Source organism: Paraburkholderia diazotrophica, from assembly GCF_900108945.1.
Lineage (GTDB): Bacteria > Pseudomonadota > Gammaproteobacteria > Burkholderiales > Burkholderiaceae > Paraburkholderia > Paraburkholderia diazotrophica.
The window spans coordinates 1-17,675 of the sequence record NZ_FNYE01000028.1; the positions used below are offsets into that span (position 1 = coordinate 1).

18 protein-coding genes are annotated in these 17,675 nt (G+C 63.1%); 13 read left to right on the plus strand and 5 right to left on the minus strand.

Features of this window, described 5'->3' with window-relative positions; translation table 11 throughout:
• The 4 genes from BMW76_RS27770 to BMW76_RS27785 form a co-directional block, all read right to left on the minus strand.
• The coding region (locus BMW76_RS27770; RefSeq protein ID WP_281248557.1) for a citrate/2-methylcitrate synthase at positions 1-430 on the minus strand (430 nt) is incomplete at its 3' end.
• Between the two features lie 30 nt (positions 431-460).
• Positions 461-1,375, minus strand: a complete 915-nt coding sequence (prpB, locus tag BMW76_RS27775) for a methylisocitrate lyase (RefSeq protein WP_090871089.1) — start codon at positions 1,373-1,375, stop codon at positions 461-463.
• The gene (locus BMW76_RS27780; RefSeq protein WP_090871090.1) at positions 1,372-2,394 is read right to left on the minus strand and encodes an HpcH/HpaI aldolase/citrate lyase family protein; all 1,023 of its coding nucleotides are present in this window, start codon (positions 2,392-2,394) and stop codon (positions 1,372-1,374) included. The genes prpB and BMW76_RS27780 overlap by 4 nt, the downstream gene beginning before the upstream one ends.
• A gap of 240 nt (positions 2,395-2,634) precedes the next feature.
• Positions 2,635-3,618: a malate dehydrogenase gene (locus tag BMW76_RS27785; RefSeq protein WP_087735665.1), complete on the minus strand. Its 984-nt coding sequence runs from the start codon at positions 3,616-3,618 to the stop codon at positions 2,635-2,637.
• A gap of 522 nt (positions 3,619-4,140) precedes the next feature.
• Between BMW76_RS27785 and BMW76_RS27790 the strand changes: the two genes are divergently transcribed.
• From BMW76_RS27790 to gltA, 7 genes are all read left to right on the plus strand, one after another.
• Positions 4,141-4,941 (plus strand): GntR family transcriptional regulator, encoded by an 801-nt coding sequence (locus tag BMW76_RS27790; RefSeq protein WP_087735664.1) that lies wholly within the window; start codon positions 4,141-4,143, stop codon positions 4,939-4,941.
• Between the two features lie 152 nt (positions 4,942-5,093).
• Complete coding sequence (sdhC, locus tag BMW76_RS27795; RefSeq protein WP_090871092.1) at positions 5,094-5,510, plus strand: succinate dehydrogenase, cytochrome b556 subunit; 417 nt, start codon at positions 5,094-5,096, stop codon at positions 5,508-5,510.
• A gap of 4 nt (positions 5,511-5,514) precedes the next feature.
• Positions 5,515-5,883 (plus strand): succinate dehydrogenase, hydrophobic membrane anchor protein, encoded by a 369-nt coding sequence (gene sdhD, locus BMW76_RS27800; protein ID WP_090871094.1) that lies wholly within the window; start codon positions 5,515-5,517, stop codon positions 5,881-5,883.
• A gap of 4 nt (positions 5,884-5,887) precedes the next feature.
• Positions 5,888-7,663: a succinate dehydrogenase flavoprotein subunit gene (gene sdhA / locus BMW76_RS27805; RefSeq protein ID WP_090871096.1), complete on the plus strand. Its 1,776-nt coding sequence runs from the start codon at positions 5,888-5,890 to the stop codon at positions 7,661-7,663.
• 37 nt (positions 7,664-7,700) lie between these two features.
• Positions 7,701-8,405, plus strand: a complete 705-nt coding sequence (locus tag BMW76_RS27810) for a succinate dehydrogenase iron-sulfur subunit (RefSeq protein WP_008924387.1) — start codon at positions 7,701-7,703, stop codon at positions 8,403-8,405.
• 1 nt (position 8,406) lies between these two features.
• A complete protein-coding gene (locus BMW76_RS27815) occupies positions 8,407-8,679 on the plus strand; it encodes an FAD assembly factor SdhE (RefSeq protein WP_090871098.1) in 273 nt (90 codons plus the stop codon).
• Between the two features lie 82 nt (positions 8,680-8,761).
• A complete protein-coding gene (gltA, locus tag BMW76_RS27820) occupies positions 8,762-10,063 on the plus strand; it encodes a citrate synthase (protein WP_090871100.1) in 1,302 nt (433 codons plus the stop codon).
• 87 nt (positions 10,064-10,150) lie between these two features.
• Here gltA and BMW76_RS27825 read toward each other — a convergent pair whose 3' ends face one another.
• Complete coding sequence (locus BMW76_RS27825) at positions 10,151-11,113, minus strand: helix-turn-helix domain-containing protein (protein WP_090871102.1); 963 nt, start codon at positions 11,111-11,113, stop codon at positions 10,151-10,153.
• A 147-nt stretch (positions 11,114-11,260) separates the two neighbouring features.
• Between BMW76_RS27825 and BMW76_RS27830 the strand changes: the two genes are divergently transcribed.
• The 6 genes from BMW76_RS27830 to asd all read left to right on the plus strand — a co-directional run bounded on the left by BMW76_RS27830 (position 11,261) and on the right by asd (position 17,572).
• Positions 11,261-12,505 (plus strand): DUF1479 domain-containing protein, encoded by a 1,245-nt coding sequence (locus BMW76_RS27830; protein ID WP_090871104.1) that lies wholly within the window; start codon positions 11,261-11,263, stop codon positions 12,503-12,505.
• Positions 12,506-12,697: 192 nt separating this feature from the next.
• Positions 12,698-14,107 (plus strand): 3-isopropylmalate dehydratase large subunit, encoded by a 1,410-nt coding sequence (gene leuC / locus BMW76_RS27835; protein ID WP_090871107.1) that lies wholly within the window; start codon positions 12,698-12,700, stop codon positions 14,105-14,107.
• Complete coding sequence (locus BMW76_RS27840) at positions 14,104-14,268, plus strand: entericidin A/B family lipoprotein (RefSeq protein WP_087735655.1); 165 nt, start codon at positions 14,104-14,106, stop codon at positions 14,266-14,268. The genes leuC and BMW76_RS27840 overlap by 4 nt, the downstream gene beginning before the upstream one ends.
• A 73-nt stretch (positions 14,269-14,341) precedes the next feature.
• Complete coding sequence (gene leuD, locus BMW76_RS27845) at positions 14,342-14,995, plus strand: 3-isopropylmalate dehydratase small subunit (protein WP_090871109.1); 654 nt, start codon at positions 14,342-14,344, stop codon at positions 14,993-14,995.
• An 80-nt stretch (positions 14,996-15,075) separates the two neighbouring features.
• Positions 15,076-16,143 (plus strand): 3-isopropylmalate dehydrogenase, encoded by a 1,068-nt coding sequence (gene leuB / locus BMW76_RS27850; protein ID WP_090871113.1) that lies wholly within the window; start codon positions 15,076-15,078, stop codon positions 16,141-16,143.
• 307 nt (positions 16,144-16,450) lie between these two features.
• On the plus strand, positions 16,451-17,572 hold the full coding sequence (gene asd / locus BMW76_RS27855) for an aspartate-semialdehyde dehydrogenase (protein ID WP_090871114.1): 1,122 nt from the start codon (positions 16,451-16,453) through the stop codon (positions 17,570-17,572).
• The last annotated feature ends 103 nt before the right edge of the window (positions 17,573-17,675 follow it).

Below are 17,675 nucleotides of genomic sequence, written 5' to 3' on the forward strand. Positions count from 1 at the left end.
AGGCCATCAGCCGGTCGGCGATATCACGCGCGCCCGCGAGGTTGTGATCGTCCTTCTCCGGCAGCACCGTGCCCAGTGCCGAGACGCCCGTGCGCATCACGTCCATCGGGTGCGCGGCGGCGGGAATCCATTCGAGCACCGCTTTCACGTTCGCGGGCAGGCCGCGCAACGCCTTGAGCTTCGTCTTGTATGCAGCGAGTTCGGCGACGTTCGGCAGCTTGCCGTGCACGAGCAGATACGCAACCTCTTCGAATTCGCAGGCGCCCGCGATGTCGAGGATATCGTAGCCGCGATAGTGCAGGTCGTTGCCCGTCTTGCCGACCGTGCACAGCGCGGTGTTGCCCGCCGTCACGCCCGACAGCGCGACGGATTTCTTCGGCTTGAAGCCGCTTGTCGTTTCGGGTGCAGCCGCTTGCGTCGTATCGCTCATGCCAGGGGTCTCCTTGATGTGCCGCTTGCGTTAGTTGTCTTGCCCGCTTTTCTGCGTGTTCTGGCTGAACAGCGCGTCGAGCTTCTGCTCGTACGCGTGATAGCCGATGCGGTCGTACAGTTCGGCCCGCGTCTGCATCGTCTCGACAACGGCCTTTTGCGTGCCGTCGCGGCGGATTGCCGTGTAAACGTTTTCGGCCGCCTTGTTCATCGCACGGAACGCCGACAGCGGGTACAGCACCAGCGAAACATCCGCGCCGCGCAGCTCGTCGACGGTAAAGAGCGGCGTCGCCCCGAACTCGGTGATGTTAGCGAGAATGGGCACCTTCACGGCCTGTGCGAACTGCTTGTACATGCCGAGTTCCGTCATCGCTTCGGGGAAGATCATGTCGGCGCCCGCTTCGACGCATGCCGCCGCGCGGTCGATGGCCGACTGCAAGCCTTCGACGGCGAGCGCATCCGTGCGCGCCATGATGACGAAGTCAGGATCAGTGCGCGCGTCGACGGCCGCCTTGATGCGGTCGACCATTTCGGCTTGCGACACGATCGCCTTGCCCGGCCGGTGTCCGCAGCGTTTCGCGCCGACCTGGTCTTCGATGTGCATCGCGCCCGCGCCCGCTTTCGTCAGCGCCTTCACCGTGCGCGCGATGTTGAACGCCGACGGGCCGAAGCCCGTATCCACATCGACGAGCAGCGGCAGATCGCAGACATCGGTGATGCGGCGCACGTCGGTCAACACGTCGTCGAGCGTCGAGATGCCGAGATCGGGCAAGCCCAGCGAGCCGGCCGCGACACCGCCGCCGGATACGTAGATCGCCTTGAAGCCCGCGCGTTGCGCGAGCAGCGCGTGATTCGCGTTGATCGCGCCGACGACCTGCAATGGCTTTTCGGCGGCGACGGCTGCGCGAAACGCGGCGCCCGCGGACGGTTGTGCGGTCGTGCTCATGATGCGGACTCCTTCGTCGCGGGCATGTCGTTCGGCCCGAAAAGCGGCGTGGCTTCGGCGGGTACTGCGCGGCCCGTCGAGCGGGCGCGGCGCAGCACCGACCAGTAATAGCGATAGCTCGCGCGATCGTGCAGCGAGTCACGATGGCGCGTCGGGCCCCATTGCGCCGATTGCGCGGCGAGCAGGATTTCCGTCGCCGTCGCGATTTCTTCGTCGCGCGGCGCGAAGGCGGAGACGATCGCGGGAATCTGCGCCGGATGGATGCTCCACATGCGCGTGTAGCCGAATTCGTTGCGCGCGCGCAGCGCGTCGTTTGCGACCACGTCCATGTCGCGAACTTCCGTCGATACGTTGTGCGACGGCACCTTGCCGTGCGCATGGCAAGCCGCCGCAATCTCGAGCTTCGCGCGCCGCACGAGGGGATGATCGAACTGGCCCGGCGAGCGCATCGCGCTGTCGGGAATCGCGCCGTCGTGCGCGGACACGAAGTCCATCAGCCCGAAGCTCAGCGCCTCGACGCCCGGCAGCGCGGCGAGATCGAACACACGTGCCAACGCGCCGTGCGTTTCGATCAGCAAATGGACGGGGACGGGCTTCGCGATGCCGAGCTCGCGCCGCGTGGCCTCGATGAACGCGCACATTTCGGCGACATCGGGCAGGTTGCGGACTTTGGGCAGCGTGATGTAGGCGGGGGCGCGCTTCGCGGCGCGCAGGATGAGGCGCACGTCGTCGCGCCAATGCGCGTGGTTGAAATCGTGAATGCGCACGCCGACGCGGCCGAACCGATCATGCTCGCCGCCGACGAGCGACGCGACAAGCTCGGCATGCTCCGCCTCGCGGCCCACTTGCGCGCCGTCTTCGCAATCGAGCGTGACGTCGAAGACGGGCCCGAGCTGCTGCTGCAACGCGAGCGATTTGAGCATCAGCTTTTCGCTGCCCGCATAGTGATCGCAGGCAGGCAGCACAGCTGGCGGCGCTTCGCCGTCAAACAGGACTTCGGCGGGGGTCAGTGCGCGCATTTCGGCGTCGGGAGCGTGTTTGAAAAATCCGATTCGGGCGCGTTCTGTCCGGATTCAGCCTGCGTCGAAGCGGGTCACGTCGAAACAGGTCGAACAGGCCGATGAATCAAAGCGCGTTCGGATCAGTTGCGGTCTGCTGCATGCCGTCTGCCGCGCAGAGCGTCATGCAAGAGATCGCACGTAAAAAACCGGAACCCGCCGCATTGCAACGGAGTCCCGGTTCGTGTCTGCATCCGGCGATTAGCCGAGCAGGTGCTGAACGCCGTCGCGCTCTTCGAGCAGCTCGTTCAGCGTGTTGTCCATCTTCTCGCGCGAGAACGCGTCGATCGACAGGCCTTCGACACGCTTGTACTCGCCGTTTTCGCACGTCACGGCCACGCCGTAGACGATGTCTTCGGGGATGCCGTACGAGCCGTCCGACGGAATGCCCATCGTCACCCACTTGCCGTTCGTGCCGAGCACCCAGTCACGCACGTGGTCGATTGCCGCGTTGGCCGCCGAAGCCGCCGACGACAGGCCGCGCGCTTCGATGATCGCCGCGCCGCGCTTGCCGACCGTCGGGATGAACGTGTTGCGGTTCCATTCGTCGTCATTGATCAGCTTCGTCAGGTCCTTGCCCTCGGCTGTTGCGACGCGGAAGTCCGGGTACATCGTCGGCGAGTGGTTGCCCCACACGACGAGTTTTTCGATCGACGAAACGGGCTTGCCCGACTTCGCGGCCAGTTGCGACAGCGCGCGGTTGTGGTCGAGGCGCAGCATGGCCGTGAAGTTCTTCTTCGGCAGATCGGGCGCCGACTTCATTGCGATATACGCGTTCGTGTTCGCCGGGTTGCCGACGACCAGCACCTTCACGTCACGGCTTGCGACTTCGTTCAGCGCCTTGCCCTGCACCGTGAAGATTTCGGCGTTCGCCGACAGCAGGTCTTTGCGCTCCATGCCTTTCGAACGCGGACGCGCGCCGACCAGCAGAGCGACGTCGGCATCCTTGAACGCGACCTTGGGATCGTCAGTCACCACGACACCCGCGAGCAGCGGGAACGCGCAGTCTTCGAGTTCCATCACGACGCCTTTGACGGCGGCTTGCGCTTGCGGCAGGTCCAGCAACTGCAGGATGACCGGCTGGTCCTTGCCGAGCATGTCGCCATTGGCGATGCGGAACAGCAGGGAGTAACCGATTTGACCTGCGGCGCCAGTGACGGCAACGCGCTTTGCGGGCTTAGCCATTGAGAAATCTCCAGGACGATGCGTTGAACGCTAGGGAAAACGCCATTCTATATGCGCGTTACGCGAAGCGTGGTTTAAGCACGGCAAATTCGCTGCGCGAGCCTTGCGGGCGCTCACGAGAAGGCCAGAAGGCGCGCCGCCGGCGAAACCGCCATGCCGGATAATCGGTGCTGCCGAGCATGGGGAACGGGAGATGCTGACGAGGCTCGCCCCGCGGCGATGCCGGACGTGGCCGCTGCATGGCGCGGGCTCCTGCAAACAGCGCGTTTCGGCGGGCATTGACGGCGCATGCCGGGCAATGCAGGGCGAAGCGAAACCTGGATGCAGGGCGGCCTTCGGTGCATCACGCTGCTGACACAAAGCGCTGTCAAAAATGCGTGGCACTACCCGCAAACCCTTGCTCGACAAGGAGTGTAGGATTCGGGACGCACAAAGTCAACAGTATCTTATGTCTTATATAAGACATGATTATTGCGGCAAAAAATCTGGACGGCATGACGCGCTTTGTGTTGAAATGCGCGCATGAATTCGAACCAGGCCAGCACAGCAAACCCTCCCGGCGCGTCCGGCGCAGGTGACGCCGCGCCTGTCTCCACGCCGGCTCCATCGCCGACCTTCAGTCCTCTTTATCAGCAGATCAAGGCGCTCATCACGCAGAGTCTCGAATCGGGTGAATGGAAGCCCGGCGAGATCATTCCAAGTGAAGTCGAGCTGGCTGCGCGTTACAAGGTCAGCCAGGGCACCGTGCGCAAGGCGATCGACGAACTCGCCGCGGACAACCTGCTGGTGCGCCGCCAGGGCAAGGGCACCTTTGTTGCTACGCACAACGAAGACCGCGCCCAGTTCCGCTTTCTGCGCCTTCTCGCCGACGACGGCGCCGAGCATCCGCATATCAGCCGGCTGCTCGAATGCCGGCGTCTGCGCGCGTCGGCGGAAATCGCGCGGCAACTGGATCTGAAGCCGGCCGATCCCGTCGTGCTGATCAAGCGCCTCCTGACCTTCGACGGCGAAGACACCGTGCTCGACGAGATCTGGCTGCCGGGCGGCGTGTTCCGCGGGCTGACGCTCGAGCGCCTGTCGGAGTACAAGGGGCCGCTCTATGCGATGTTCGAAACGGAGTTCGGCACGCGGATGATCCGCGCATCGGAGAAGATTCGCGCCGTTGCCGCGGACCCGGCCGTTGCAGATCTGCTGCATGTGCCGACGGGATTTCCGCTGTTATCCGTGGAGCGCGTGTCCTATACCTATGGGGATCGTCCCGTCGAAGTTCGACGAGGATGGTATGTCACAACCGGGTATTACTATCAGAACGACTTGAGTTGAGCGAAGCAGCTTTGCCGTGGGCTTGCGGCGAGGCTTGCCTGTGCCTTTATGTGCGCGTGGCGTAACGCTGTCTTGTGCGGGGTTTCGCTGCAGCGCGAAATAAAAAGGCGCTAAAATTGCGGATTAGTGTGACTACATAGTAGGGGTCTAGCATGGCTGAAGCCGTAAAAAAACCGAGGCCGGAATTCCGGAACATCGGTATCGGGCAGATATTGACGGCATATCGTCTCCCTCTCGCGGGACGCGTGTCGATTCTCCATCGCGTAAGCGGTGGACTGCTCTTCATCTTCCTTCCGTTCCTGCTGTACCTCTTCGATCAGAGTCTCACATCTGAACTCAGTTTCGAAGTTTTCAAGGGCTTCCTGTCCAACATCATCGTCAAGCTCATCACGCTCGTTCTCGCGTGGGCCTTCCTGTTCCACTTCTGCGCCGGCGTCCGTCACCTGTTGATGGACATGAACCATGACGCAGTGTCGAAGGAACGCGGCAAGAACACGTCGATCGTCGTGATCGTCGTGTCGTCGCTATTGACGATTGCATTCGCGCTCAAACTGTTCGGAGCATTCTAAAAAAATGTCAGCTAATAACCGTGTTGGCTCGAAGCGCCTCGTCGTCGGCGCTCACTACGGTCTGCGCGACTGGCTCGCACAGCGCATCACGGCCGTCATCATGGCCGTCTACACCATCATTCTGCTGTGCTGGTTCTTCGGCGCGCAGGCATTCTCTTACGACGGCTGGGCCGGCATCTTCGCCACGCAGTGGATGAAGCTGGCCACCTTCGTCACGCTGCTGTCGCTGTTCTATCACGCCTGGGTCGGCATCCGCGATATCTGGATGGACTACATCAAGCCCGTTGGCACGCGCCTTCTGCTTCAAGCGTTGACGATCGTCTGGCTGCTCGCTTGCGCGGGCTACGCTGCGCAGATTCTCTGGAGAGTGTAAAAGAATGGCTGCAATCAAGAATTCTCTGCCGCGTCGCCGCTTCGACGTGGTCATCGTCGGCGCGGGCGGCTCCGGGATGCGCGCCTCGCTGCAACTCGCGCGCGCGGGCCTGTCGGTCTGCGTGCTGTCGAAGGTCTTCCCGACGCGCTCGCACACGGTCGCTGCTCAAGGCGGCATCGGCGCGTCGCTCGGCAACATGAGCGAAGACAACTGGCACTATCACTTCTACGACACGATCAAGGGCTCCGACTGGCTCGGCGACCAGGACGCGATCGAGTTCATGTGCCGCGAAGCGCCGAACGCCGTGTACGAGCTGGAACACTTCGGCATGCCGTTCGACCGCAACGCGGACGGCACGATCTATCAGCGCCCGTTCGGCGGCCACACCGCGAACTACGGCGAAAAGCCCGTGCAGCGCGCTTGTGCAGCGGCTGACCGTACCGGCCACGCGCTGTTGCACACGCTGTATCAGCAGAACGTCGAGGCCAAGACGACGTTCTTCGTCGAATGGATGGCGCTGGACCTGATCCGCGACGCCGACGGCGACGTGCTGGGCGTGACCGCGCTCGAAATGGAAACGGGCGACGTCTACATCCTCGAAGGCAAGACCACGCTGTTCGCCACGGGCGGCGCGGGCCGCATCTTTGCGGCATCGACGAACGCGTTCATCAACACGGGCGACGGCCTCGGCATGGCGGCCCGCTCGGGCATCGCGCTGCAGGACATGGAGTTCTGGCAGTTCCACCCGACGGGCGTCGCGGGCGCGGGCGTGTTGATTACGGAAGGCGTGCGTGGCGAAGGCGGCATTCTGCGCAACTCGAACGGCGAGCGCTTCATGGAGCGCTACGCGCCGACGCTGAAAGACCTGGCGCCGCGCGACTTCGTTTCGCGCTCGATGGACCAGGAAATCAAGGAAGGTCGCGGCGTCGGTCCGAACAAGGACCACGTGCTGCTCGATCTCTCGCACATCGGCGCTGAGACGATCATGAAGCGTCTGCCGTCGATCCGCGAAATCGCACTGAAGTTCGCGAACGTCGACTGCATCAAGGAGCCGATCCCCGTCGTGCCGACCATCCACTATCAGATGGGTGGCATTCCGACGAACATCCACGGCCAGGTCGTGGGTACGTCGACGGGTCACGAAGAGCCCGTCAACGGTTTCTATGCCGTCGGCGAATGCTCGTGCGTGTCGGTCCACGGCGCGAACCGCCTGGGCACGAACTCGCTGCTCGACCTCGTGGTGTTCGGCCGCGCCGCCGGCAACCATATCGTCAAGCACGTGAAGGAAATCAAGGAACACAAGCCGCTGCCCGCCGACGCTGCCGACTTCGCGCTGTCGCGTCTCGCAAAGCTCGAGAACTCCAGCTCGGGCGAATACGCGCAGACCGTCGGCAACGACATCCGCGCGACGATGCAGGCGCACGCAGGCGTGTTCCGCACGTCGAAGCTGCTGGCTGAAGGCGTGGAAAAGATGAAGGAACTGAAGGAACGCGCGGCTCGCGTCCATCTGAAGGACAAGTCGAAGGTGTTCAACACCGCGCGCATCGAAGCGCTCGAAGTGGAGAACATGATCGAAGTGGCGCGCGCGACGATGGTGTCGGCGGAGGCTCGCAAGGAAAGCCGCGGCGCGCACGCGCAGAGCGACTTCGAACATCGCGACGACGAAAACTGGCTGCGCCATACGCTGTGGTTCAGCGAAGGCAATCGCCTCGACTACAAGCCGGTTCACATGCAGCCGCTGACCGTCGAATCGGTGCCGCCGAAGGCACGTACCTTCTAAGCGCGTACCTTCCAAGGCACATCAAAGGATCTGAGAAATGGCCAAGCGTACTTTTGAAATCTATCGCTACGACCCGGACAAGGACGCCGCGCCGCGCATGCAGACGTACGAGATCGAAATCGACTCGCACGAGCGCATGCTGCTGGACGCGCTCGTCAAGCTGAAGGCACTGGACGAAACGCTGTCGTTCCGCCGTTCGTGCCGCGAAGGCGTGTGCGGTTCGGACGCGATGAACATCAACGGCAAGAACGGTCTTGCCTGCCTGACGAACCTGAACGACCTGCCGCAGAAGATCGTGCTGCGTCCGCTGCCGGGCCTGCCCGTCGTGCGCGACCTGATCTGCGACTTCACGCAGTTCTTCAACCAGTATCACTCGATCAAGCCGTACCTGATCAACGATACGCCGCCGCCGGAAAAGGAACGTCTGCAGTCGCCGGAAGAGCGCGACGAGCTCGACGGCCTGTACGAGTGCATCCTGTGCGCCAGCTGCTCGACGTCGTGCCCGAGCTTCTGGTGGAACCCGGACAAGTTCGTCGGCCCGGCGGGTCTGCTGCAAGCCTATCGCTTCATCGCGGACAGCCGCGATCAGGCGACGGGCGAGCGTCTCGACAACCTGGAAGATCCGTACCGTCTGTTCCGTTGCCATACGATCATGAACTGCGTCGACGTGTGCCCGAAGGGCCTCAATCCGACGAAGGCGATCGGCAAGATCAAGGAATTGATGGTTCGCCGCGCTGTCTGAGATGGACGGATCATCGCATCAGTCCGACCCTCTACGCCGCGCGCGTCTCCGCTGGCGCGCGCGGCGCGGCCTGCTGGAAAACGATCTGATCTTCGAACGTTTTTTCAGCCGATATGAGCATGACCTCAGTGATGCGGACGTAGGCGCGCTCACGCGCCTGCTCGAACTGAGCGATAACGACCTGATGGACTTGCTTCTCGCACGCAAGGAACCGGAAGGCGACCTCGCCGACGCCGACGTCGCGCGGGTGCTGGAGATGCTGCGCACTGTGTGAGCGTCACAGGTGCGCAGGTAAGTTTGATCCAGGCGTGCAATTATCGAAACCCTGTTTCCATACTTTCGATTGAGGATGTGCTATGACCCCGTCAGATGTTAAAGCCACGCTATCGTTCAGCGACAACTCGCCGAGCGTTGAAATGCCGATTTACAAGGGTTCGATGGGCCCGGACGTGATCGACATCCGAAAGCTGTACGGTCAAACCGGCAAGTTCACGTATGACCCGGGCTTCATGTCGACGGCGTCGTGCAACTCGGCGATCACCTACATTGACGGCGACAAGGGTGAGCTGCTGTACCGCGGCTTCCCGATCGACAACCTCGCGCAAAACGCCGACTTCCTCGAAACGTGCTACCTGCTGCTGAAGGACGATCTGCCGAACCAGGCGCAGAAGGACGAGTTCGTGAAGACGGTCACGAACCACACGATGGTTCACGAGCAGATGCAGTTCTTCTTCCGCGGTTTCCGCCGCGACGCGCATCCGATGGCGATTCTCGTCGCCGCAGTCGGCGCGCTGTCGGCGTTCTATCACGACTCGCTCGACATCAATAACCCGCGTCACCGTGAAGTCTCCGCGATCCGCATGATCGCGAAGCTGCCGACGCTGGTCGCGATGGCGTACAAGTACTCGATCGGCCAGCCGTTCGTGTATCCGCAGAACAATCTGTCGTACAGCGCGAACTTCATGCGCATGATGTTCTCGAACCCGTGCGAAGAGTACAAGGTCAACGAAGTACTGGTCCGCGCGCTGGACCGCATCCTGATCCTGCACGCAGACCACGAGCAGAACGCGTCGACGTCGACGGTGCGTCTGGCCGGTTCGTCGGGCGCGAATCCGTTCGCGTGTATCGCAGCGGGTATCGCCTGTCTGTGGGGCCCGGCGCACGGCGGCGCGAACGAAGCCGCGCTGAACATGCTGGAAGAGATCGGCTCGGTCGACAACATTCCTGAGTTCATCAAGCAGGTGAAGGACAAGAACTCAGGCGTGAAGCTGATGGGCTTCGGCCACCGCGTGTACAAGAACTACGATCCGCGCGCGAAGCTGATGCGCGAGACGTGCCACGAAGTGCTGAACGAACTGGGCCTGCACGACGACCCGTTGTTCAAGCTCGCGATGGCGCTCGAAAAGATCGCGCTGGAAGACGAGTACTTCGTGTCGCGCAAGCTGTACCCGAACGTCGATTTCTACTCGGGCATCGTGCAGCGCGCGCTGGGCATCCCGACGTCGATGTTCACGTGCATCTTCGCGATGGCGCGTACCGTCGGCTGGATCGCGCAGTGGAACGAAATGATCGCCGATCCCGAGCAGAAGATCGGCCGTCCGCGTCAGCTGTTCATCGGCGAAACGCCGCGTGAAGCAAAGCCGATCGCCAAGCGCTAAGCGACGGGCGCGCTAGCGCCTCGAGCACGCATCGAGCGCATCGAACGCATCGACAGAAACACCCCGACGGTCCGCCGTCGGGGTGTTTTATTTTGTGCGCGCCGTTCGCTTGCGCGTGGCCGTCTGCTCCAGCGACGGCGGGCGCACGTCGAGCGGGGGCTGCGGCGTGCCGGCGGGCGCATGTCCGTGTGTTTCGAAGAACTGGCGCCACGCGCTCGGCGTCATGCCGCGCGTCGCGAGGAACTGCCGGTTGAAATTGGCGAGATTCGGAATGCCTGCTTTCGTCGCGATCACGGAAACGGGCCACGTCGTCGCGGTCAGTTGACGCGACGCGTAGCCGATGCGCACTCGGCTCAGATAGCGCCCCACGCTTTCGCCGACGTGCCGCATGAAATGGCGATGCAGCGAGCGCTCGGAGAGATGCGCGACGGCACACAGATCGGCGATGCGCAGCGGCTCGTCGAAGCGCCTGTCGATGAGATCGAGCACGCGGTTCAGGCGCTCGGCCTCGGAGGCCATCTCATCGGGCTTGCCCGTGTGCGCCGACGGCGACGCAAGCGGCTGCGCACAGGCATCGGCGAGCCGGGCGAGGATGTCGAGCGCGGCGGAAAGACGCGTGCGCGGTTCGGCATCCAGCAGCGCATCGACTTGCCCGCGCATCATGGCCGTCGCGGCCGGGTCGAAATGCAGGCCCGGCGCGGCGCGCCGCAAAAGCTTCGAAAGCGGCGCAAACTCGGGGCAGCAGTCGGCCACGCGCCGCGCCCAGTCGCCGCTGAACCACACGACGATCGCCACCTGCGGACGCGCCGCATCGACGGGCGCTGTCGAGGCCCACGTGTGCGGCATATCGGGCGGCACGAGCACGAGATCGTCGGTGGCGTAGTCGTCGACGTGATCGCCGATAAAGCGGCGGCCCCGGCTGTTCAGCGTCAGCGTCAGCTCGTATTCCGGATGGTGATGCCATTCGAACGGAATCTGCGCGAGCCGCCGGTGATAGACGCGCACCGAGCAGCCGTCGGGAATCGTCACGCGTTCGTATTGCGGCTTCATCGGCGGCTCCTGGCTGTCTTCGCTCACGCGGTATGGCGGCGTTGGCTGCGTGTCCGGATTGTATCGATAAATGGCTGGATTGCATCGCCGATGCCAGTTGAAGATGCCTAATCTGGCGGTACACGATCAGTCCAACGGAGACACACCATGCCACTCATCATCGACAACATACCCGAGGCGATTCGCAGCACGAAACGCGTGCTGCGCGACGCGCTGCCGGACTATGCGAAGGTGTTCCGCGAAGTCGAAGGCGCGATCGCCCGGCAGGTCGAAGCGATCCGCCGCGAGCGTGAGCGCGGCGAGGAGGCGATACCCGTATTCGACTACGCGTCGATTGCGTCGGGCGACGTCGATCCGCGCGTCGTCGCGCGCATCAAGGAACGTGGCGCGTGCGTCGTGCGCCGCGTGTTCGATCCGCAGCAGGCGAGCGAATGGAACGACGAAATCGCGCAATACGTCGCGAGCAACCATCTCGACGACCGGCTCGCGCATCGCGCGGAGGACAAGTACTTCGGCACGCTGGCGTCGAGCAAGCCGCAGATCTATGGCGTGTACTGGTCGAAGCCCCAGACGCTCGCGCGCCAGTCGGAGCAGTTGACGAACACGCGCGTGTTTCTCAACCGGCTGTGGCGCGCGGAAAGCGAAGGCAAGCGCCATTTCGATCCCGATCGCGTGCCCGTCTACGCGGATCGTATCCGCCGGCGGCCGCCGGGCTCGGAATCGCTGGGGTTGTCGCCGCACGTCGACGGCGGCTCCGTCGAACGGTGGCTCGATCCGAATTACCGGAAGGTCTATCGGCACGTGCTGTCGGGCAACTGGCGCGCCTACGATGCCTACGACGCCGCGTTCCGTCCCGATGCCGAAGAGATTCCGTCGCCCGCCGTATGCTCGATGTTCCGCACGTTTCAGGGCTGGACGGCGCTGACGGCGCAAGGCCCGGGCGACGGCACGCTGCAACTGGTCCCGATCGCGAACGCGATGCCGTACGTCCTGCTGCGCGCGCTTCAGGACGACGTCCCCGACGACGAGTTGTGCGGCGCCCAACCGTCGCGCGCGCTGTCGATCAAGCGGGAATGGCACGCGTTGCTGCTCGAAGCCGTCACGCCGATTCCTCACATGCAGCCGGGCGACGCCGTTTTCTGGCACTGCGACGTCGTGCATTCCGTCGAAGACGCGCATCGCGGCAGCGGCTATAGCAACGTGATGTATATCGCGTCGGCGCCGTGGTGCGCGAAGAACGAGGCGTATCTGAAGCGCCAGTTGCCGAGCTTCATGCGTGGCGAGAGCCCGCCCGATTTTCCGTCCGATCACTTCGAAACGGACTTTATCGGACGCGCGACGGAGAGCGACCTGACGCCGCTGGGCCGCGCACAACTCGGGTTCGATCTCTGAGCGCGCCTGCGGCGCGCCGAAACGCGGGATTCGAACGGCGAGGCGCTGGTAGTGCCGATACAGGTATCGGCACTACCAGCCAACTCCATGTTTTTTATCGGTTTTTTCGATGGCTGGTGAGCCCCTGGCGCCAACTGCGTGGCATAATCGACCGGACACGAACTGCCCGTTGTCATTACTACCCCGCATACCATGGCACAGACTCTCTACGACAAATTGTGGAACACGCACGTGATCCACACGGAAGAAGACGGTACGGCAATTCTCTACATCGACCGTCATCTGCTGCATGAAGTGACCAGCCCGCAGGCGTTCGAAGGCCTGAAGATGGCGAAGCGCCCGGTGTGGCGCATCAGCGCTAATCTGGCTGTGTCGGATCACAACGTTCCCACCACGGATCGCAGCCACGGCATCGCCGATCCGGTGTCCAAGCTGCAGGTCGATACGCTCGACGCGAACTGCGATTCCTTCGGCATCACGCAGTTCAAGATGAACGATCTGCGCCAGGGCATCGTGCACATCATCGGGCCGGAGCAGGGCGCGACGCTGCCGGGCATGACGATCGTCTGCGGCGACTCGCACACGTCGACGCACGGCGCGTTCGGCGCGCTGGCGCACGGCATCGGTACGTCGGAAGTCGAGCACGTGCTGGCCACGCAGACGCTTCTGCAGAAGAAGAGCAAGAACATGCTCGTGAAGGTCGAAGGCGCGTTGCCGCGCGGCTGCACCGCGAAGGACATCGTGCTCGCGATCATCGGCAAGATCGGCACGGCAGGCGGCACGGGCTACGCAATCGAATTCGGCGGCTCGACGATTCGCGCGCTGTCGATGGAGGGCCGCATGACCGTCTGCAACATGGCGATCGAAGGGGGCGCGCGCGCCGGCATGGTCGCCGTCGACGATACGACGATCGAATACCTGAAGGGCCGTCCGTTCTCGCCGGAAGGCGTCGAGTGGGATCAGGCCGTCGAGTACTGGAAGCAGTTCAAGTCCGATCCGGACGCGCAATTCGATCGCGTGGTCGAGCTGAACGCCGCCGACATCGTGCCGCAAGTGACGTGGGGCACTTCTCCGGAAATGGTCACGTCCGTCGACGGCCGCGTGCCTGATCCGGAGAAGGAGAAAGACCCGGTGAAGCGCGACGCGATGGAACGCGCTCTGCAGTACATGGCGCTCGAGCCGAATCTGCCCATCGAATCGATCAAGCCGGACAAGATCTTCATCGGTTCGTGCACGAACGCGCGCATCGAAGACCTGCGCGCGGCTGCCTGGGTCGTGAAAAAGCTCGGCCGCCGCGTCGCGTCGAACGTCCGTCTCGCGATGGTCGTGCCCGGCTCGGGTCTCGTGAAGGCGCAAGCCGAGCGCGAAGGACTCGACAAGGTGTTCACCGACGCCGGTTTCGAATGGCGCGAGCCGGGCTGCTCGATGTGTCTCGCGATGAACGCCGACCGGCTCGAGCCGGGCGAGCGTTGCGCGTCCACGTCGAACCGCAACTTCGAAGGCCGTCAGGGCGCGGGCGGACGCACGCACCTCGTGAGCCCCGCGATGGCCGCTGCTGCCGCCATCGAAGGGCATTTCGTCGACATTCGCAAGCTGGGATGACACGCAACATGAACATCGATCGCATCGCACTTCTGCGCCGATTCGCACTCGCGACGCTCGCCGGGCTGCTGCTCGGACTCGCCGGTTGCAACACGGTGCATGGCTTTGGCGAAGACCTGCAGCATCTGGGCGGGTCGATCAGCGACAAGGCGGCAAAGTAAGCGGTTTTTGATTCGCCGGACGCGCCTGCCGCGCACAGCGCGCGCCGTCCGGCTTCGAACAGGCGAAAGCGTCATGGAAAAATTCATCGTACACACCGGCGTCGTGGCGCCGCTCGATCGCGAGAACGTCGACACCGACGCGATCATTCCGAAGCAGTTCCTGAAGTCGATCAAGCGCACGGGCTTCGGTCCGAACGCATTCGACGAATGGCGTTACCTCGATCACGGCGAGCCGGGCCAGGACAACTCGAAGCGTCCGCTGAACCCCGATTTCGTGCTGAACCAGCCGCGCTACCAGGGCGCGTCGATCCTGCTCGCGCGCCAGAACTTCGGCTGCGGCAGCTCGCGTGAGCACGCGCCGTGGGCGCTGCAACAGTACGGCTTCCGCGCGATCATCGCGCCGAGCTTCGCGGACATCTTCTACAACAACTGCTTCAAGAACGGCCTGTTGCCGATCGTTCTGACGGAGCAGCAGGTCGACCATCTGTTCAACGAAACTTTTGCGTTCACCGGCTTCCAGCTGACCGTCGATCTCGACAAGCAGGTCGTGCGCACGACGGACGGCGGCACCGAGTATCCGTTCGAGGTTGCCGCTTTCCGCAAGTACTGTCTGCTGAATGGCTTCGACGACATCGGCCTCACGCTTCGTCACGCGGACAAGATCCGCCAGTTCGAAGCGGAGCGCATCGCGAAGCAGCCGTGGCTGAACCATCGCCTCGTGCGCTGAAGCGCGCGTTTGTGTTCGCGCTCACGCTCACGTGTTGAAGCGCCCGATGAGGGCCTGATAGAAATCAACAAGGAATACGCATGAAGATCGCAGTGTTGCCGGGCGACGGCATCGGCAAGGAAATCGTCAAGGAAGCAGTCAAGGTTCTGAACGTGCTCGGCGAGAAGTTCGAGCTGGAAGAGGCGCCCGTCGGCGGCGCGGGTTACGAAGCGGCGGGCCATCCGCTGCCCGAAGCCACGCTGAAGCTCGCGAAGGAAGCGGACGCGATTCTGTTCGGCGCGGTCGGCGACTGGAAATACGATTCGCTCGAGCGCTCGCTGCGCCCGGAGCAGGCGATTCTCGGCCTGCGCAAGCATCTGCAGCTCTTCGCGAACTTCCGTCCGGCGATCTGCTATCCGCAGCTGACGGGCGCTTCGTCGCTGAAGCCGGAAATCGTCTCGGGCCTCGACATCCTGATCGTGCGCGAACTGAACGGCGACATCTACTTCGGTCAGCCGCGCGGCGTGCGCCAGGCGCCGGACGGTCTGTTCGAAGGCGCGAAGGAAGGCTTCGACACGATGCGCTATGCGGAGCCCGAAATCCGCCGCATCGCGCACGTCGCGTTCCAAGCGGCGCAAAAGCGCGGCAAGAAGCTGACTTCCGTCGACAAGGCGAACGTGCTCGAAACGTCGCAGTTCTGGAAGGACATCATGATCGACGTGTCGAAGGAATACGCGAACGTCGAGCTGTCGCACATGTACGTCGACAACGCGGCGATGCAGCTCGTGAAGGCGCCGAAGTCGTTCGATGTGATCGTCACGGGCAATATGTTCGGCGACATTCTGTCCGATGAGGCCGCGATGCTGACGGGCTCAATCGGCATGCTGCCGTCGGCGTCGCTCGACAAGAACAACAAGGGCCTGTACGAGCCGTCGCACGGTTCGGCGCCGGATATCGCGGGCAAGGGCATCGCGAATCCGCTCGCCACCATCCTCTCGGCCGCGATGATGCTGCGCTATTCGCTGAACAGGGCCGAGCAGGCCGATCGCATCGAAAACGCCGTGAAGAAGGTACTGGAGCAGGGCTATCGCACCGGCGACATCGTCACGCCGGGTTGCCAGCAGGTCGGCACGTCGGCGATGGGCGATGCCGTTGTCGCGGCGCTGTAACGCGCGCTCTTTTACAGGCGAATGCGCGTGAATCGGCCGGTTTCGCGCTGATTCACGCAAAAACGCGGCGTACGCGCCGCAAAAGCGGGTTTTCGTGTAGACTTCAACGATGGCGACGATTCCTCAAATCACCTCGATTTCCACACTGCGCGGCAAAACGGCCCGCGTGGTTGCGCTCGCCATCACCATCAAAACGATTACCCCGAAAACGATCACGAAGCGCTGATCGTCCGTCGTGCCCGCCCATCTTCCCCGCGCGGTCACGCCGGGCAAAGTTGCGGGGAAGTGTCCACTCCAAGGGTAAGTCATGAACGTAGGTCTCGTAGGTTGGCGCGGCATGGTCGGCAGCGTCCTGATGCAGCGTATGCAAGAGGAACGCGATTTCGATCTGATCGAACCGGTGTTTTTCAGCACCAGCAACGCGGGCGGCAATGCGCCGTCGTTCGCCAAGAACGAGACCAAGCTCAAAGATGCGACAAGCATCGACGACCTGAAGAAGTGCGACGCGATCATTTCCTGCCAGGGCGGCGATTACACGAACGAAGTGTTCCCGAAGCTGCGCGCAGCGGGGTGGAACGGCTACTGGATCGACGCGGCGTCGGCGCTGCGCATGAAGGATGACGCCGTCATCATTCTCGATCCCGTCAATCTCGATGTGATCAAGGACGCGCTGGTCAAGGGCCAGAAGAATTTCATCGGCGGCAACTGCACGGTCAGCCTGATGCTGATGGCGCTGGGCGGCCTGTTCCGCGAAAACCTCGTCGACTGGATGACGGCCATGACGTATCAGGCCGCATCGGGCGCGGGCGCGCAGAACATGCGTGAACTGCTGCAACAGATGGGCACGCTGTACGGCGCGGCGAAGGAAGACCTGGCCGATCCGTCGTCGGCGATTCTCGACATCGATCGCCGCGTGCTGTCCGCGATGAACAGCGAACGTATGCCGACCGACCACTTCGGCGTGCCGCTCGCCGGCTCGCTCATTCCGTGGATCGACAAGGATCTCGGCGACGGCATGTCGAAGGAAGAGTGGAAGGGCGGCGCGGAAACCAACAAGATTCTCGGCAAGCCCGCGATGGGCGAGCCGGGCTCGATCCCGGTCGACGGCTTGTGCGTGCGCATCGGCGCAATGCGCTGCCACTCGCAGGCGCTGACCATCAAGCTGAAGAAGGATGTGCCGCTCGACGAAGTGAACGGCATCCTCGCATCGGCGAACGACTGGGTGAAGGTCGTGCCGAACGAGCGCGAAGCGTCGATCCGCGACCTGTCGCCCGCCGTCGTGACGGGCACGCTGACGGTTCCTGTCGGCCGTCTGCGCAAGCTGGCGATGGGCGGCGAATACCTGTCCGCGTTCACGGTCGGCGACCAGTTGCTGTGGGGCGCTGCGGAGCCGCTGCGTCGTATGCTTCGCATTCTGCTCGACAAGTAAAGTAAACTACGCGCGATCAGTTCAACGACGCGTAAAAAACTCCAGAAAGCGTCGCGATTCTCGCGGCGCTTTTTTATTTTGGGCATTACCGAATCTTGTCGCC

What these genes read in the sequence shown, in the direction of transcription:
- prpB (WP_090871089.1), bottom strand. Translation starts at nt 1,375, where the DNA reads ATGAGCACGACCGCACAACCGTCCGCGGGCGCCGCGTTTCGCGCAGCC.
- gltA (WP_090871100.1), top strand. Translation starts at nt 8,762, where the DNA reads ATGACCCCGTCAGATGTTAAAGCCACGCTATCGTTCAGCGACAACTCG.
- sdhA (WP_090871096.1), top strand. Translation starts at nt 5,888, where the DNA reads ATGGCTGCAATCAAGAATTCTCTGCCGCGTCGCCGCTTCGACGTGGTC.
- BMW76_RS27790 (WP_087735664.1), top strand. Translation starts at nt 4,141, where the DNA reads ATGAATTCGAACCAGGCCAGCACAGCAAACCCTCCCGGCGCGTCCGGC.
- asd (WP_090871114.1), top strand. Translation starts at nt 16,451, where the DNA reads ATGAACGTAGGTCTCGTAGGTTGGCGCGGCATGGTCGGCAGCGTCCTG.
- sdhC (WP_090871092.1), top strand. Translation starts at nt 5,094, where the DNA reads ATGGCTGAAGCCGTAAAAAAACCGAGGCCGGAATTCCGGAACATCGGT.
- sdhD (WP_090871094.1), top strand. Translation starts at nt 5,515, where the DNA reads ATGTCAGCTAATAACCGTGTTGGCTCGAAGCGCCTCGTCGTCGGCGCT.
- BMW76_RS27810 (WP_008924387.1), top strand. Translation starts at nt 7,701, where the DNA reads ATGGCCAAGCGTACTTTTGAAATCTATCGCTACGACCCGGACAAGGAC.
- leuD (WP_090871109.1), top strand. Translation starts at nt 14,342, where the DNA reads ATGGAAAAATTCATCGTACACACCGGCGTCGTGGCGCCGCTCGATCGC.
- leuC (WP_090871107.1), top strand. Translation starts at nt 12,698, where the DNA reads ATGGCACAGACTCTCTACGACAAATTGTGGAACACGCACGTGATCCAC.
- BMW76_RS27825 (WP_090871102.1), bottom strand. Translation starts at nt 11,113, where the DNA reads ATGAAGCCGCAATACGAACGCGTGACGATTCCCGACGGCTGCTCGGTG.
- BMW76_RS27780 (WP_090871090.1), bottom strand. Translation starts at nt 2,394, where the DNA reads ATGCGCGCACTGACCCCCGCCGAAGTCCTGTTTGACGGCGAAGCGCCG.
- BMW76_RS27840 (WP_087735655.1), top strand. Translation starts at nt 14,104, where the DNA reads ATGACACGCAACATGAACATCGATCGCATCGCACTTCTGCGCCGATTC.
- BMW76_RS27830 (WP_090871104.1), top strand. Translation starts at nt 11,261, where the DNA reads ATGCCACTCATCATCGACAACATACCCGAGGCGATTCGCAGCACGAAA.
- BMW76_RS27815 (WP_090871098.1), top strand. Translation starts at nt 8,407, where the DNA reads ATGGACGGATCATCGCATCAGTCCGACCCTCTACGCCGCGCGCGTCTC.
- leuB (WP_090871113.1), top strand. Translation starts at nt 15,076, where the DNA reads ATGAAGATCGCAGTGTTGCCGGGCGACGGCATCGGCAAGGAAATCGTC.
- BMW76_RS27785 (WP_087735665.1), bottom strand. Translation starts at nt 3,618, where the DNA reads ATGGCTAAGCCCGCAAAGCGCGTTGCCGTCACTGGCGCCGCAGGTCAA.